This is a genomic window from Paraburkholderia sp. 35.1 (assembly GCF_050436525.1).
GTDB classification, from domain to species: domain Bacteria; phylum Pseudomonadota; class Gammaproteobacteria; order Burkholderiales; family Burkholderiaceae; genus Paraburkholderia; species Paraburkholderia tuberum.
The window spans coordinates 529537-544651 of sequence record NZ_JBNDMJ010000003.1 but is presented as its reverse complement, the minus strand read 5'-3'; the positions used below and the strand labels follow the sequence as shown (position 1 = coordinate 544651).

Genomic DNA, 15115 nt, shown 5'->3' with positions numbered 1-15115 from the left:
AATCAGGCGGTGAAATCATCGACAACATGCACGCCTACGCGCCTTAAGTCGTCCGGAAAGAATCAAACTTGTCGCCAGGCCGGACCATGCGTAACATCACCCCCGCCAACCTCACTCCGCCTTCATGTCCCCCCTCAAATACCTCACCGGCTACCCCGCACCGCTGCAAGACAAGGTGAGAAAGCTGATCGCCGCCGATCAGCTCGGCTCCTACGTCGCGCAGAAGTACCCGAGCACGCACGAGGTGCAAACCGACCGCGCGCTCTACGAGTACTGCGCGGAACTCAAACGCGAACACCTGCGCAGCGCGGATCAGATCGACAAGGTCACTTACGACAGCAAACTCGACGTGATGCGTCACGCGCTCGGCCTGCACACGAGCATTTCGCGCGTGCACGGCAGCAAGCTGAAAGCGAAGAAGGAAATCCGCATCGCGTCGTTATTCAAGGCCGCGGCGCCGGAGTTTCTGAAGATGATCGTCGTGCACGAACTCGCTCATCTGAAAGAAAGCGACCACAACAAAGCGTTCTATCGTCTGTGCGAGTTCATGCAGCCGGGTTACCAACAGATCGAATTCGATCTACGTCTGTATCTGACACATCGCGATCTGGCGAAGAAGACCGTGTGAGGTACGCCGCGCGGCGGGCGCGGCAGGCGCGACAAACGGAGCTGACTTCAAGCCGCCAGTTCCGCGGCATCCTCCACCATCGACGCCGTCAACAACACCGGAATCGACTTCGACGTCGGCGTACCCGCGCCATCTGCGACCGAGGAGAGCGGCACCAGCGGATTCGTCTCCGGATAATAAGCGCCGAGGCAGCCGCGCGGAATGTCGTACTCGACGAGCAGAAAACCGTCCACACGTCGCTCGATGCCATCGGCCCACACGCTCGTGATATCGACGCGCTGACCAGCCGCGAACCCGAGCATCGCGAGATCGTCCTTGTTGGCGAACAGCACGCGCCGCTGTCCGTACACGCCGCGATAGCGATCGTCGAGACCGTAAATCGTCGTGTTGTACTGATCATGTGAGCGGGTGGTCATCAGCGTCAGCAGGCGTTCGCCATGTTGCTTCTTCGCCTGATGAATCGGCGTGTCGAGCGCGATCGCGTGGACGATGAACTGTGCCTTGCCGCTCGGCGTTTTCCAGATGCGATCGCGCGATGCGACGCCGAGATGGAAGCCGCCCGGCTTCTTCAGACGCTCGTTGTAGTCGTCGAAACCGTCGATCACCTTCGCGATGCCGTCGCGAATCAGCGCGTAGTCGGCCGCATGGGCGAGCCAGTCCACCTTGCCGCTGCCCAAAGTCGCATGCGCCATGCGCGCGACGATCGCCACTTCGGAAAGCAGATTGTCCGACGCCGGCTTGTTCATCCCATACGAGATGTGCACCATGCTCATCGAATCCTCGACGCTGACGCCTTGCGCCACGCCGTTCTGAACATCGATCTCGGTGCGTCCGAGCGTCGGCAGGATCAGCGCGTCGCGGCCATGCACGAGGTGGCTGCGATTGAGCTTCGTCGTCACGTGCACGGTCAGATCGCATGCGCGCATCGCGTCCCACGTGCGCGGCGTGTCCGGCGTCGCGATCGAGAAATTGCCGCCCAGCCCGATGAATACCTTCACCTTGCCGTCGAGCATCGCCTGAATCGTGTTGACGACGTCGAGTCCGTGCTCGCGCGGCGGCGCGAAGTCGTAGGCTGCGCCGAGCTTGTCGAGAAACGCTTCAGTAGGCTTTTCTTCGATACCGACCGTGCGGTCGCCCTGCACGTTCGAGTGGCCGCGCACCGGGCACAGCCCCGCGCCGCGCCGGCCGATATTGCCGCGCATCATCATCAGATTCGACAGCAGCTGTACCGTCGCGACCGAGTTCTTGTGCTGCGTGAGACCCATGCCCCAGGTCGAAATCACCGCGCGGCCCTTCACGTAGATATCGGCGAGCTTCAGCACCTCGTCGAGCGGCACGCCTGCCTCGGCGACGATCGTGTCCCAGCGCTCGGCGCGCAGATCGTCGGCGAAGGCAGCGAAGCCGACTGTGTGCTGGGCGATGAAGCCGAAGTCGAGCACGCGCTCGAGGCCCGACACGAGCGCTTCGTCATCCAGTTCGAGCACGCGTTTGGCGACGCCCTTGATCAGCGCGAAATCGCCGCCGACCTTCGGACGGATGAATACCGAGCTGATTTTCGTGCTGCCCATCGTCAGCATTTCGACCGGATGCTGCGGGCTCGCGAAGCGTTCGAGGCCGCGCTCCTTCAGCGGATTGATCGACACGATCGTGGCGCCGCGCTTCGCGCATTCGCGCAGCTCGCCGAGCATGCGCGGATGGTTGGTGGCCGGATTCTGGCCGAAGATCAGCAGCGTATCCGCGTGTTCGAAGTCATCGAGCGTGACCGTGCCCTTGCCGATGCCGACCGTGTGCGGCAGGCCACGGCTCGTCGCCTCGTGGCACATGTTCGAGCAATCGGGAAAATTGTTGGTGCCGTACATGCGCACGAACAGCTGGTACAGGAACGCGGCTTCGTTGCTCGCGCGGCCCGAGGTATAGAACGCGGCGCGGTCAGGATCGTCGAGACGCTTCAGATGGCTCGCGATCAGCGCGAATGCGTCGTCCCAGCCGATCGGCACATAGCGGTCGCGCGCGGCGTCGTAGACGAGCGGATCGGTCAGGCGGCCGTGCTGCTCGAGTTCGAAGTCGGATTGCGTCATCAGCTCCGTGACGCTGTGCCGCTCGAAGAACGCGGGCGTCACGCGCTTGCCGGTGGCCTCGGCGGCCACGGCCTTCACGCCGTTTTCGCAGAACTCGAATGTCGACGCGTGCTCGCGATCCGGCCACGCGCAGCCGGGGCAGTCGAAGCCGTCAGGCTGGTTCTGCTTGAGCAGCGTGCGGTAGTTGCCGCCCGCGACCTTCTCCTTGAGCAGGTTGATGGCGACATACTTCAGCGCGCCCCAGCCAGCGGCGGGGTGCTTGTACGGCTCGATGCGGGCTTCGGCTTGTGTTTCGTTCTTCATGACGTGGCGGTGGAAAGATTCGACAGGCTTTGCAGACCAATGCCGGAGAGCGTACTGTGTTCCATAAACTACGTCGGGTACAGAAAATCGGAAAGAATAGGAGTACAGTTGCGCGACGATGCCTGAAGCCGCCCGAATCCACTCGGATCGCATGAAGCTCTACGAAAAACTCGCCGACGAAATCACCGAAGCCGTGCGCCGCGGCGTGTTCGCGGCCGGCGAGCGGGTTGCGTCGGTGCGACAGGCGAGCCAGCAGCACGGCGTCAGCATCAAGACGGTGCTGCACGCGTATGCGCTGCTGGAGAGCCGCGGCATCGTCGAAAGCCGGCCGCAGTCGGGCTATTTCGTGCGCGACGCGGCCGCGCGGGCGCTCGCGCCGGCGCCCGCCGCGGCCCGCGCGGGCCGCAAGTCCGCGCCGCCGCCGGTGCCCGCGACGGTCGACGTGAGCCGGCTCGTGCTGTCGACGCTACGCAGCATCCGCGCGCACGACGCCGTGCCGTTCGGCTCGCCGTATCCCGATCCGTCGCTGTTCCCGTGGCGGCGCATCAACCAGTACGCCAACGCGATCGCGCGGCGGCACGCGAGCTGGAATCTGATCGACGATCTGCCGCCGGGCAACCCCGAGCTGATCCGGCAGATCGCGCGGCGCTATGCGGAAAACGGTCTGCCGGTCGATCCGGGCGAAATCGTGATCACGCTCGGCGCGACCGAGGCGATCAACCTGAGCCTGCAGGCGGTCGCCAAGCCCGGCGACACCGTCGCGGTCGAGTCGCCGACCTACTACGCGATGCTGCACGCCATCGAGCGCCTCGGCATGCGCGCGATCGAGGTGGCGACGCATCCGGTCGACGGCATCGATATCGACGCGCTCGCGAAGGCGATCGCGCGGCAGAAGATCGCCGCGTGCATGGTGATGCCGAATTTCCAGAATCCGCTCGGTTTCTGCATGTCCGACGAGCGCAAGCGGCAACTGGTCGAACTGCTGGCCGCGCACGAGATTCCGGCGATCGAGAACGATGTCTACCAGGAGCTGTATTTCGGCGACACGCGGCCGTCGACGCTGAAGACCTTCGACACCCAGGGGCTCGTGCTGCACTGTGCGTCGTTTTCGAAAAGCCTGACGGCCTCATACCGGATCGGCTGGGCGCTGCCGGGGCGCTATCGCGCGCAGGTCGAGAAGCTCAAGTTCCTGAATACGCTGACGACGCCGTCGGTGCCCCAGATCGCGGTCGCCGATTATTTGCGTCAGGACGGCTATGACCGCCATCTGCGGCACCTGCGCCGCGTGTACCGGCAGCAGGCGAGCATCATGAGCGCGCTGGTGCTGCGCTTTTTCCCGGTCGGCACGCGCGTGTCGACGCCGCGGGGCGGCTACGTACTGTGGGTCGAGTTGCCCGTTGCGATCGATTCGATGCGGCTTTATCGGGCGGCGCTCGAACGCGGGATCACGGTCGGGCCGGGGATGATGTTTTCGACGCGCAACGATTTTCGGCACTTCATCCGGCTCAACTACAGCTATCCGTGGACCGCGCAGGCCGAAGCGGCGTTGAAGACGCTCGGTGAGCTGGCTACGGCGATGGCGTGACAGGCGCCACGGCGATGCAAAACGACACATCACGACAGGTAGACCGACATGGATGACGACGACATCGACCCGCAACTCGCCGCGATACTCGCGCAGCTATGGCGCGCGCATCGCGAGACACCCTGGCGCGCGTGGTCGCTCGCGAAGCTGTCGAAGCAGGCCGGCGTGCCGATGAGCAGCTTGCGGCGGCAATTGACGGCGCTCTCAGGAAGCGGTCTCGTCGATACGATGTTCCACGACGATGGCACCGGAGCCGCGTCGCTGAGCGAAATCGGCGCGCAGCTTTGCGCGGAGCTGTTCGGCACGAGCGAGGGCGGCGAGCCGTCGGCCGCCGGCTGAGCGTCCCGGCGCAACTGCCGCCGGCGCGCAATTGCGCGTCATGCGCCGCCCCCGCCGCCGCGACCGGGCGCCGGGCATCCGCCGCCGAACCAAATGGGCCGTCGCAGTCTGCCGCGGCCGGCCCAGCGTCGAGCCGCTGCCGGCGCCTGCGGGCCACGAACAGACGGCGCCCGCACTGCCGTCGCCCGTGGTACCGGCATCAACCGATGCTGGCACGCCACACCGGAGCCGTCCGCACGCGATGCATGGCAGATTTTCACGCTGGACTTAGCGTAAACCCCGGTGTGCCGCGTACACTAACTTGCCGATGTTGGGTTTGGGGGGCGCAACTATGCTTTGCGAAGCAACATCACGTGGCACGACGACAGCTGCGCCGGAGGGCGCCCGCTACCGGCCGGAACGGGCCGAGGAGGTACTCGCGTCCGAGCGCGGCGTATTGCGGCTGATCACCCGCAACACGCCGCTGCCCGAGCTGCTCGACGAAGTCTGCCGTCGCGCCGAGGCGCTGCTCGGCGACGGCGCGTGCTGCTCGATCCTGCTGCTCGACCCGGACGGCGTGCATGTGCGCGTCGGCGGCGCGCCGTCGCTGCCGCCCGCGTACAGCGCCGCGATCGAGGGCGCGGCGATCGGTCCGCGCGTCGGCTCGTGCGGCACGGCGATGTTCGAGCGGCGTCTGGTGATCGTCGACGACATCGAATCCGATCCGCTGTGGGAAAACTTCCGCGATTTCGCGTTGCCGCACGGCTTGCGCGCATGCTGGTCCGTGCCCTTCGAAAACGACGCGGGCATTGTGCTCGGCGCGTTCGCCGTCTACTACCGCGCCACCCGCTGTCCGACCCCCGAGGAAGAGGCGATGCTGCGCGACATCGGCAGCAGCGTCGGCCTTGCGGTCCATCAGGACGCGATGGCGCAGCGCCTCGCGCATAGCGAGGAGCGTCACCGGCTGGTCGTCGATCATCTCAGCGAGGGCATCGTCGTGCAGTCGCGCACCGGCATCGTGCTCGCCTGTAATCCGAGTGCGCAGCGCATGCTGCACGTGACACCGGAGGTCGTCGGCAGCAGCATGCGGACCGTGATGACACGCGCGTTCGGCGAGGACGGCTCGGTCATCGGCGAAGTCAACCGTCCGGTCTCGCAGGTCTTTGCGACCGGCAAGCCGATGCTCGGCGTGACGGTCGGCCTCGAACTGATCGGCGGCGAGGTCGTGTGGATCACGCAGAACGTCGTGCCGATCCTGCGGCCCGGCGACAGCGAGCCGGACTCCGTGCTGATTTCGTTTTCCGACATCGGGCCGGTGCGCGAGGCGCAGCGCCAGTTGAAGTACCTCGCCACGCGCGATTCGCTGACCGGCCTCTACAACCGCGCCTACCTGACCGAGCGGATGCGCGACCTGTTCGCGCCGCGCGCCGCCGGCGACCATGACGGCGAGCTCACCAGCGTCGCCGTGCTGTTCGTCGATCTCGACAGCTTCAAGAAGGTCAACGACACCGCCGGTCACGAAGCCGGCGACGCCTTGCTGTGCAGCGTCGCCGAACGGCTGTCGGCCTGCGTCGGGTGCGGCGACACGCTGGCGCGCGTCGGCGGCGACGAGTTCGTGATCGTCGCCAGTGCGTACGGCAATACCGGCGAGCTGATCGGCCTCGCGCACCGCATTCTGGACATGATCGCGGTGCCGTTCGCGGTGGCGGGCAACGAGTACTACCTGGGCGCGTCGATCGGCATCAGCCTGTTTCCCGAAGACGGCCAGGACGTCGCGACGCTGATGCGCAACGCCGATTCGGCGATGTATCACGCGAAGCAGCGCGGCCGCAACAACTTCCAGTTCTTCACCGCCGAGCTGAACCAGCATCTGCAGCGGCGTTTCACGATCGAACAGTCGCTGCGGCGCGCGCTCGCGGCCAACGAGCTGAGCCTCGTGTACCAGCCGATCGTCGATAGCCAGAGCGGCCGCACGATCGGTGCGGAAGCGCTGCTGCGCTGGTACAACAGCGAGCTCGGCAACGTGTCGCCGGGCGAATTCATTCCGGTCGCCGAGGATGCCGGGCTGATCGTCGAGATCGGCGACTGGGTGCTCGAGCACGCCTGCCAGCAGGTCGCGCAGTGGCGGCGCTCGCTCGCGCCGCATCTGATCGTCGCGGTCAATCTGTCGCCGCGGCAGTTCAACGACGGGCTGCTCGAGCGCATCGAACGTTGTCTTGCGCAGTCCGGGCTCGAACCGGCCGCGCTCGAACTCGAGATCACCGAGCGATTGCTGATGAGCGACAGCGATACCGTGCTGCCTATGCTGAGCGCGCTGAACGCAATGGGCGTGCGCGTCTCGGTCGACGATTTCGGCACCGGTTATTCGTCGCTGTCGTACCTGAAGCGCTTTCCGCTGCATAACCTGAAGATCGACCGGTCGTTCGTCGCGGGGCTGCCCGATCATCGCGATTCGGTCGCGATCACGCAGGCGGTCGTCGCGATGGCGCACTCGCTCGGCATGAACGTCACCGCCGAGGGCGTCGAGACCGCCGAGCAGGCGGCGTTCCTGCGCGCGATCGATTGCGACAAGCAGCAGGGCTACCTGTACAGCCGGCCGGTCGGCGCGAGCGCGTATGCGCGCACGCTGTACGACGCGCAGCTGATCGGCATGGCGAAGGCGTCCTGACGCGATTGTTCAGATTGCCGAACAAGTGACTTCGCGTTGCCGCTATTTATCGGCGGCGACGCACTCCCTAAAATTCCCCCATCGAAACATTATTGGTGCGCGGTGCCGAAGCGGCGCCCCGCGTTTGGGGGTCGTCATGTCAGAGTTGATCAGAAACCAGCTTTACCGGCCAGCGGTCGTACTGCCGATGGTCGCGCTGATGCAGGTGATGGTGTCGCAGGACTTCAATCTCGGCCAGGTCGGCTGGGTGTTCGCGGCGCGCGGCGCGCAGGCCGCACTGCAACGTTCGCGCGAGTTGATTTGCGCGGTTCATTGCCACGCCTGAGATTTCCCGCGCAGCTTACGCAGTAATCCCAACTGATTTGCGCCGCCTCGCGCGCGGCGCGTGGGAAGACGGGCCGTCGCCAAAGCGCCCGCGCAATCAGACATGACATGGCAGCGCGTGGCACTAAGCGTAAGATGCTACGACCTGCACCCAGCCGGGGAGAGTTGCCATGCCACAGCACTTCGACGCAGTCGTGATCGGTACCGGACAAGGCGGTTCGCCGCTCGCCGTGCGCCTCGCTCAAAGCGGGCGGCGCACCGCGGTGATCGAACGCGCGGAGTTCGGCGGCACTTGCGTGAACGTCGGCTGCACGCCGACCAAATCCTATGTGGCGAGCGCCCGCGCGGCGCACGTTGCGCACCATGCGGCGGAGCTCGGCGTGCAGGTGGGTTCGGTCGGCGTCGATCTGGCGGCCGTGAAGGCGCGCAAGGACAGGATCATCGGAGAGTCGCGCAGCGGCGTCGAAAAATGGCTGCGCGGCACGGAAAACATCACGGTGTTCAACGGCCACGCGCGCTTCACCGGCGCGCGCACGCTCGCTATCTGCGGGCGCGACGGGGAATTGCTGAACGAGTTCAGCGCGTTCGAAATCTTCATCAACACCGGCACGCGCGCCGTCGTGCCGCCGCTCGAAGGCATCCAGCGGATTCCGTACTACACGAACTCGACGCTGCTCGAACTGACCGCGTTGCCGGATCATCTGGTGATCGTCGGCGGCAGTTATATCGCGCTCGAATTCGCGCAGGTGTTTCGCCGCTTCGGGAGCCGCGTCAGCGTGCTGGTGCGCGGCGAGCGCGTGTTGAACCGCGAGGATGCCGATTTCGCGGAGTCGGTGCAGAAGGTGCTCGCGCGCGAGGGCGTCGAGTTTCATTTCGGCGTGCAGCCGACGCGCGTCGAGCCGCATGCGCATCACGCGAACGACGTGTGCATCGGCTTCGAGCAGAACATCCCGGCCATGGAGGCGTCGCACCTGCTGTTGGCCACCGGCCGCAGGCCGAATACCGACGACCTCGGCCTCGACGTCGCCGGCATCGAGACCGACCGGCACGGCACGATCATCGTCGACGGCCAGTTGCGCACCAGCGTGCCGGGCGTGTGGGCGATCGGCGACGTGAACGGTCGCGGCGCGTTCACGCACACGTCCTACGACGACTACCAGATCGTCGCGGCGAACCTGCTCGACGGCGGCGCGCGCAGCGTCGACACGCGGATCATGACGTATGCGGTGTTCGTCGACCCGCCGCTCGCGCGCGTCGGCATGTCGGAGCAGGAGGTGCGCAACAGCGGCCGCGAAGCGCTGATCGCGACGATGCCGATGTCGCGCGTGGGCCGTGCGCGCGAGCGTGGCGAGACCGACGGCTTCATGAAGGCGCTCGTCGATGCGAACAGCAAACAGATACTCGGCGCGGCAATTCACGGCATCGAGGGCGACGAGGCGATCCATACGTTCGTCGACATCATGACCGCAGGCGCGCCGTATCCGACTTTGCAATACGCGATGCACGTGCATCCGACCATCAGCGAACTGGTGCCGACGCTGCTCGATGGGCTCGAGCCGATGCAATGAACTGCCTTGACGCTGGCGCGACACGCTGATGACAAGCTCGCTCAAACCCGCACGTAACAGCGGCAATCTGTTCGACCTCGTCGCGCAGTTGGGGACGACGCCCGAGGAGCAGGTCGACGCGCTCGTCGAGCGGGGCGGCGTGACGATCGAGCGGATCGTCTCGACCGGGCAGGCGAGTCCGCCCGGTTTCTGGTACGACAGCCCGCGCGCCGAATGGGTCGTGCTGCTCACCGGCGCGGCGATGCTCGAATTCGACGACGACCCCCAGCCGCATCGGATGAAGCCCGGCGATCACGTGCTGATCGAGGCACATTGCCGCCACCGCGTCGCATGGACGAGCGACACCGAGCCGAGCGTGTGGCTCGCCGTCCATTACCCGTGAGCCGCGGCGGATCGAGCCATCCGCGCGGCCGGCTCTCGCGCATCGACAAATCCTCACACCATCACCGATAATCGGCAGCGGCGCGGCCCGCGCGCAAGGCGAAGGCGGGCTGTGCGCCCCACCGCATTGATCTTCGGGACTCGCATGGGCAAGGGACGCGTCGAAGCCTTCAGCGATGGCGTAATCGCCATCATCATCACGATCATGGTGCTCGAACTGAAGGTGCCCGAAGGCCACGATCTCGCGGCGCTGCGCCCGGTCGTACCGGTGTTCTGCGCATACGTGCTGAGCTTCGTCTACGTCGGCATTTACTGGAACAATCACCATCACATGTTCCATGCGGTGCAGAAGGTCAACGGCAAGGTGTTGTGGGCGAACCTGCATCTGCTGTTCTGGCTATCCCTCTTGCCGGCCGTGACGCACTGGGTCGGCGAAAACCATCTGGCCGCGTGGCCGACCGCGATGTACGGCATCGTGCTGTTCATGGCGGCGATCGCGTATTTCATCCTGACGCGCACGCTGATTTCGCAGCATGGACACGACTCGACGCTGGCCAAAGCGCTCGGCAACGACTTCAAGGGCAAGGTCTCCGTCGTCATTTACCTGACCGGCATCGGGCTCGCGTTCGTCGTGCCGTGGGCGTCGGCCGTGCTGTACGCGCTCGCCGCCGCGTGGTGGTTCGTACCGGACCGTCGCATCGAACACGTGCTGGAGGCCTGAGCATGCTGCTCGCGCTGAAGCTCGTGCTGGTGCCGGCCTTTCTCGCCGCGCTGACGGCGGCCGCGCGCGTCTGGGGGCCGTCGGTCGCGGGATGGCTCGCGGGACTGCCGGTCGTCGCCGGACCGATCATGCTGCTGCTCGCAGTCGAGCGCGGGCCGGCGTTCGCGGCGGTGGTGTCGGTCGTCGTGCAGGGGTTGACGCGGCGCATGCTGGCTGGGCAGCGCCGTGCTCAGGCGGTGGCGCGAGAGTTGGCGCAGCCGCAGACCGAGTGAGACTGCGCATGGCTTCACATCGCTCACCTTCGACCGCTACCCGCATCGGGCTCATCTCGGATACGCACAACCTCGTGCGTCCCGAAGCGTTGCGCTATCTCGACGGCTGCGACGCGATCATTCACGCGGGCGATATCTGCAACCCGGACGTGCTCGACGCGCTCGCGCGGATCGCGCCGCTGACCGCGGTGCGCGGCAACAACGATACCGGTGACTGGGCCGCGTCTCTACCGACGCATGCGCGGCTGACGATCCAGCAGGTGACGATTCTGGTCGTGCACGATATCGCCGAGCTGGGCTGCGTGCCTCAGCACGATGGCATTCGCGTCGTGGTGAGCGGCCACTCGCACAAGCCGTCGATCGCCGAGCGCGACGGCGTGCTGTACGTCAATCCTGGCAGCGCGGGACCGCGGCGCTTCAGGCTGCCGGTGTGCGCGGGCACGCTGACCGTCGAAGGCGCGCAGGTTGGCGCGACGTTCGATTCGCTGCTGACGTAAAAAAGCGGGCCGGCGAATGTCGCCGGCCCGCTTCAGAAACTACGCCTGGCGTGATGACTGCGCAGGTCAGGCACGCGCGGTCGCAGCCGCCGCGAACCGTTCGTCCATCTCCTCGGCCTCGCGCTCACCGCGCAGCACCGCGTGCGCTTCAGCGCGCGTCGCGACGCACGGACCCGAGCCGAGCAGCGGCTTGCGCGCGGTTTCGCGCAGCGCGAGTACCGACACGATGCCGATCAGCGATGCGCCCATCAGGTAGTACGCGGGCATCATCAGATTGCCGGTCCGGTCGACGAGCCATGCGGTCACGAGCGGCGTCGTGCCGCCGAACAGCGATACCGAGATATTGAAGCCGATCGCGAGCGCGCCGTAGCGGATCCGGGTCGGGAACAGCGCCGGCAGCGCCGACGGCATCACCCCGGTGAAGCACGACAGCAGCACGCCGAGGATCATCAGACCGCCGAACACCGGCAGCACCGTGCCCATCCGAATCAGCAGCAGCGCGGGAATCGACAGCGCGAACAGACCGACGCAGCCGAGCAGCATCACGGGCTTGCGGCCGATCGCATCGGACAGACGGCCGGCGGCGAGCGTCATCGGCATCATCAGGATCATCACGAGCAGCACGAGGAACAGACCGTGCGTTTCGTTGAAGTGCAGCGTGGCGGACAGATAGCTCGGCAGATACGACAGCGCCATATAGTCGGTCACGTTGAAAATCAGCACGAGGCCGACACACAGCAGCAGCGGCTTCCACTGCTGCACGAGCAGCTGGCGCAACGACTGGCTGGGCAGCGCGCGGTCCTCGGCTTCGCGCTCTTCGGCCTGTTTCTTGAACGCGGGCGTTTCCTCGAGCTTCATGCGGATGTAGAGACCCACCAGGCCGAGCGGTCCGGCGATCAGGAACGGCACGCGCCAGCCCCAGGACAGCAGCGCGTCGTTCGACAGCGTCGCCGTCAGCAGCGCGACCGTGCCCGCGCCGAGCACGTAGCCGATCAGCGTGCCGAACTCGAGAAAGCTGCCCATGAAGCCGCGGCGCTTGTCGGTCGAGAATTCGGCGATGAAGGTCGCGGCGCCGCCGTATTCGCCGCCGGTCGAGAAGCCCTGCACGAGGCGCGCAAGCAGCAACAGCGCCGGCGCGAGAATGCCGATCGTCGCGTAGTTGGGGATCAGGCCGATCGCGAAGGTGCCCGCGGCCATCATGATCATCGTCATTGCCAGCACGCGCTGACGGCCGATGCGGTCACCGAGCGGCCCGAACACCATGCCGCCGATCGGCCGCACGAGAAACGCCGCGGCAAACGTGCCGAAGGTCGCAATGAGTTGCGCCGAAGGGCTCGACGAGGGGAAGAACACCTTGCCGAGCGTGACCGCGATGTAGCTGTACACGCCGAAATCGAACCATTCCATCGCGTTGCCGAGCGCCATGGCGCCGACGGCCCGCTTCAGGAGGGAGTGATCGACGACGGTGATGTCGTCGAGGGAAAGACGCTGCTCCGGTTTGTGATGTCGCCAGAAGCCGTTGCTGGAAGCGGTCAAGGTTGAAACTCCAATGACTGCGACGAAACTCGTGATGCGTTCCGCCACGGTTTTGCTGGGAAGTGTAATTTCGTGAGCAAGGCGAGGCTATTCGCGGCACCGGTTATCGGGCGGCGCAACGGATGGCGAAAAGAAGCAAACGCCCGTGCCTCGCGGTAAGTTCGCGAAAAAACACTCGACTAGTGGTCTGCGTCAAACGGATTGCATCTTATTCAGCTTGGTGCGGGCACGCGTGACTTTCGCCAGAATGTCGGAAGCTTTAGCGGTCCAGATGAAGGGTTTTGGATCACCATTGTGCTTTTCAATGTACTGCTCGATCGTGCTGACCAACTCGGGTACCGAGCGAAAGGCTGACCGCCGTAGCTGGTTCTCGGACAGATCACGAAAGAAGCGTTCGACCATATTGAGCCAGGAAGCGCTGGTGGGCGTGAAATGCATGTGAAATCGTGGGTGCTTGGCCAGCCACGCCTTCACCTCGGGATGCTTATGAGTGGCGTAGTTGTCGGCAATCAAATGTAGTTCCTTACCCTTGGGGGTGCTGCGATCGATCTTGCGCAGGAAGCCCAGCCATTCTTGATGACGATGCTTCGTCTGGCACTGGCCAATGATGCTGCCATCGAGCGTGTTCATCGCGGCGAACAACGTCGTCACACCATTGCGCTTGTAATCGTGCGTCATCGTCTGACCTCGACCTCGCTTCATCGGCAAGCCAGGCTGGGTCCGGTCCAGAGCCTGAATCTGGGACTTCTCGTCACAACTGAACACCAGTGCGTGCTCAGGTGGATCGAGATAAAGGCCGACGATGTCCTCCAGCTTCTCGGCAAAGTGCTTGTCGTTCGAGACTTTGAAGGTTTCTATCCGATGCGGCTTGAGTCCATGCGCCTGCCAGATGCGCCTCACGCTCGCCTCGCTGACGCCGGCCACTGCCGCCATGCTGCGCGTACTCCAATGCGTCGCGTTATCGGGACGCTGCTGCATGGTCATCGCCACGATGGCCTTGACCTTGCGCGCAGAGATCTTCGGCTTGCGCCCGGGTCGCGTCTCGTCCCGCTCGATCCCCGCCACACCGTCCGCGATGAAGCGCGCTCGCCAGCGCGCCACCGTGCCTCGCCAGATACCCAACTGCACACCGATCTCTTTGTCTGTGTGGCCCAGTGCCGCGAGCAATATCATCTTGGCACGCTCGGCCAGTCGTACCGGAACCCTCCGCCCAGCCGCCCACGTTTCCAATTGTTTGCGCTGGCCTTCGCTCAGCTCAACTTTTGCCGCGATTCTCATGGGTTCTCCCTCATCACCTGGAAGGAGACTCGCAAATCGCGATTAAGTTGCATTATTTACGACGCACTACACTAGATTGTGCTGACTGTTGCACCTGCGTGGCCGTGGAAGGGGGGCAGATGCATGAGGGACGCGGGGCTGGCGGGAAACTGACCCATGCGCCACTGAAGGCTTGAAACGAAAAAGGCCGGTCTTGAATTTTCCGCTTTAGGCGGGGAAACGACCGACGAGCCTTCTTGTTTAAAAACAGTTCAATTCAGGATGGCGCGTGCGCGGAAAAACACACGATGAACCAACTTGAAAGAACACGAATGAAGGTGAATTGCGGCTGAAACGAGGGCACATGTTAGCACGATGCCAGAGGATCATGCAAATCGGCGGTGCGAGGCAGAGCCCCCAATGGGACTCGATCCGTTGCGGGACGGGAGATCTGGCGGGGTCGGAACGGCCCTGAAAAACGGACCGCTTAGAACATTGGCGAGCGCTTTTTGAGGCGAAGACGACGCGAGCGGCGGGCGCGATGCGCGGCCGATGTTGGTGCGAAAAAAATCCGCGCTTGCGGCGCGGACTTTCAGGCGTGTGTTGGCTCGGTGGTTTGGGCGACGCGTTGTCTCGTGTCGTCCTCGACGAGGCAAGCTCAGGCCGACGGCGGCACGTAGCCCGACGCGGTATCCGCGCCTTCGCCGAAGAAGAACTTTTCGGTCTGCTTCATCAGGTACTGCCGCGCGCGCGGATCGGCCATGTTCAGGCGGTTTTCGTTGATCAACATGGTCTGCTGCTTCAACCAGCTCTGCCAGGCTTCCTTCGAGATACTTTCGTAGATCCGCTTGCCGAGTTCGCCCGGCAGCGGCGGGAAATCGAGGCCTTCGGCTTCCTTGCCGAGCTTCGCGCATTGAACCATACGAGTCATGCTGTGCTTCTCCTGTAATCGATGTGGGGCGGGCAGACGCCGGTTCGG

14 protein-coding genes are annotated in these 15115 nt (G+C 64.8%); 10 read left to right on the top strand and 4 right to left on the bottom strand.

The window, feature by feature from the left end:
* The first annotated feature begins 124 nt into the window (after positions 1-124).
* Positions 125-628, top strand: a complete 504-nt coding sequence (locus OKW27_RS22495; RefSeq protein ID WP_429334910.1) for a M48 metallopeptidase family protein — start codon at positions 125-127, stop codon at positions 626-628.
* Positions 629-675: 47 nt separating this feature from the next.
* On the opposite strand, the gene OKW27_RS22490 is transcribed toward OKW27_RS22495, so the two are convergent.
* Positions 676-3009: an FdhF/YdeP family oxidoreductase gene (locus OKW27_RS22490; RefSeq protein WP_429334909.1), complete on the bottom strand. Its 2334-nt coding sequence runs from the start codon at positions 3007-3009 to the stop codon at positions 676-678.
* A 151-nt stretch (positions 3010-3160) separates the two neighbouring features.
* On the opposite strand from OKW27_RS22490, the gene OKW27_RS22485 reads away from it, so the two are divergent.
* The 9 genes from OKW27_RS22485 (at position 3161) to OKW27_RS22445 (ending at position 11343) form a co-directional block, all read left to right on the top strand.
* Complete coding sequence (locus OKW27_RS22485) at positions 3161-4594, top strand: PLP-dependent aminotransferase family protein (protein WP_429334908.1); 1434 nt, start codon at positions 3161-3163, stop codon at positions 4592-4594.
* A gap of 48 nt (positions 4595-4642) precedes the next feature.
* The gene (locus OKW27_RS22480) at positions 4643-4933 is read left to right on the top strand and encodes a helix-turn-helix domain-containing protein (protein WP_090800890.1); all 291 of its coding nucleotides are present in this window, start codon (positions 4643-4645) and stop codon (positions 4931-4933) included.
* A gap of 331 nt (positions 4934-5264) precedes the next feature.
* Positions 5265-7580 carry a putative bifunctional diguanylate cyclase/phosphodiesterase gene (locus tag OKW27_RS22475; protein ID WP_429334907.1) on the top strand — a complete coding sequence of 772 codons (2316 nt, stop codon included), beginning with the start codon at positions 5265-5267 and terminating at the stop codon, positions 7578-7580.
* Between the two features lie 136 nt (positions 7581-7716).
* Entirely contained in the window at positions 7717-7905 is a 189-nt protein-coding gene (locus OKW27_RS22470; RefSeq protein ID WP_062129896.1) for a hypothetical protein, read from the top strand.
* Positions 7906-8074: 169 nt separating this feature from the next.
* Complete coding sequence (locus OKW27_RS22465; protein ID WP_429334906.1) at positions 8075-9472, top strand: FAD-containing oxidoreductase; 1398 nt, start codon at positions 8075-8077, stop codon at positions 9470-9472.
* 28 nt (positions 9473-9500) lie between these two features.
* On the top strand, positions 9501-9854 hold the full coding sequence (locus OKW27_RS22460; protein ID WP_429334905.1) for a cupin domain-containing protein: 354 nt from the start codon (positions 9501-9503) through the stop codon (positions 9852-9854).
* A 144-nt stretch (positions 9855-9998) separates the two neighbouring features.
* Positions 9999-10574: a TMEM175 family protein gene (locus tag OKW27_RS22455; RefSeq protein WP_184022166.1), complete on the top strand. Its 576-nt coding sequence runs from the start codon at positions 9999-10001 to the stop codon at positions 10572-10574.
* Positions 10575-10576: 2 nt separating this feature from the next.
* Positions 10577-10846 carry a hypothetical protein gene (locus tag OKW27_RS22450; RefSeq protein WP_429336648.1) on the top strand — a complete coding sequence of 90 codons (270 nt, stop codon included), beginning with the start codon at positions 10577-10579 and terminating at the stop codon, positions 10844-10846.
* Between the two features lie 8 nt (positions 10847-10854).
* A complete protein-coding gene (locus OKW27_RS22445; RefSeq protein ID WP_184022172.1) occupies positions 10855-11343 on the top strand; it encodes a metallophosphoesterase family protein in 489 nt (162 codons plus the stop codon).
* A gap of 66 nt (positions 11344-11409) precedes the next feature.
* On the opposite strand, the gene proP is transcribed toward OKW27_RS22445, so the two are convergent.
* From proP to OKW27_RS22430, 3 genes are all read right to left on the bottom strand, one after another.
* Complete coding sequence (gene proP / locus OKW27_RS22440; protein ID WP_090800879.1) at positions 11410-12879, bottom strand: glycine betaine/L-proline transporter ProP; 1470 nt, start codon at positions 12877-12879, stop codon at positions 11410-11412.
* Between the two features lie 192 nt (positions 12880-13071).
* The gene (locus OKW27_RS22435; RefSeq protein ID WP_429333246.1) at positions 13072-14157 is read right to left on the bottom strand and encodes an IS630 family transposase; all 1086 of its coding nucleotides are present in this window, start codon (positions 14155-14157) and stop codon (positions 13072-13074) included.
* Between the two features lie 637 nt (positions 14158-14794).
* Positions 14795-15067: an oxidative damage protection protein gene (locus tag OKW27_RS22430; protein ID WP_026225286.1), complete on the bottom strand. Its 273-nt coding sequence runs from the start codon at positions 15065-15067 to the stop codon at positions 14795-14797.
* Between the last annotated feature and the right edge of the window lie 48 nt (positions 15068-15115).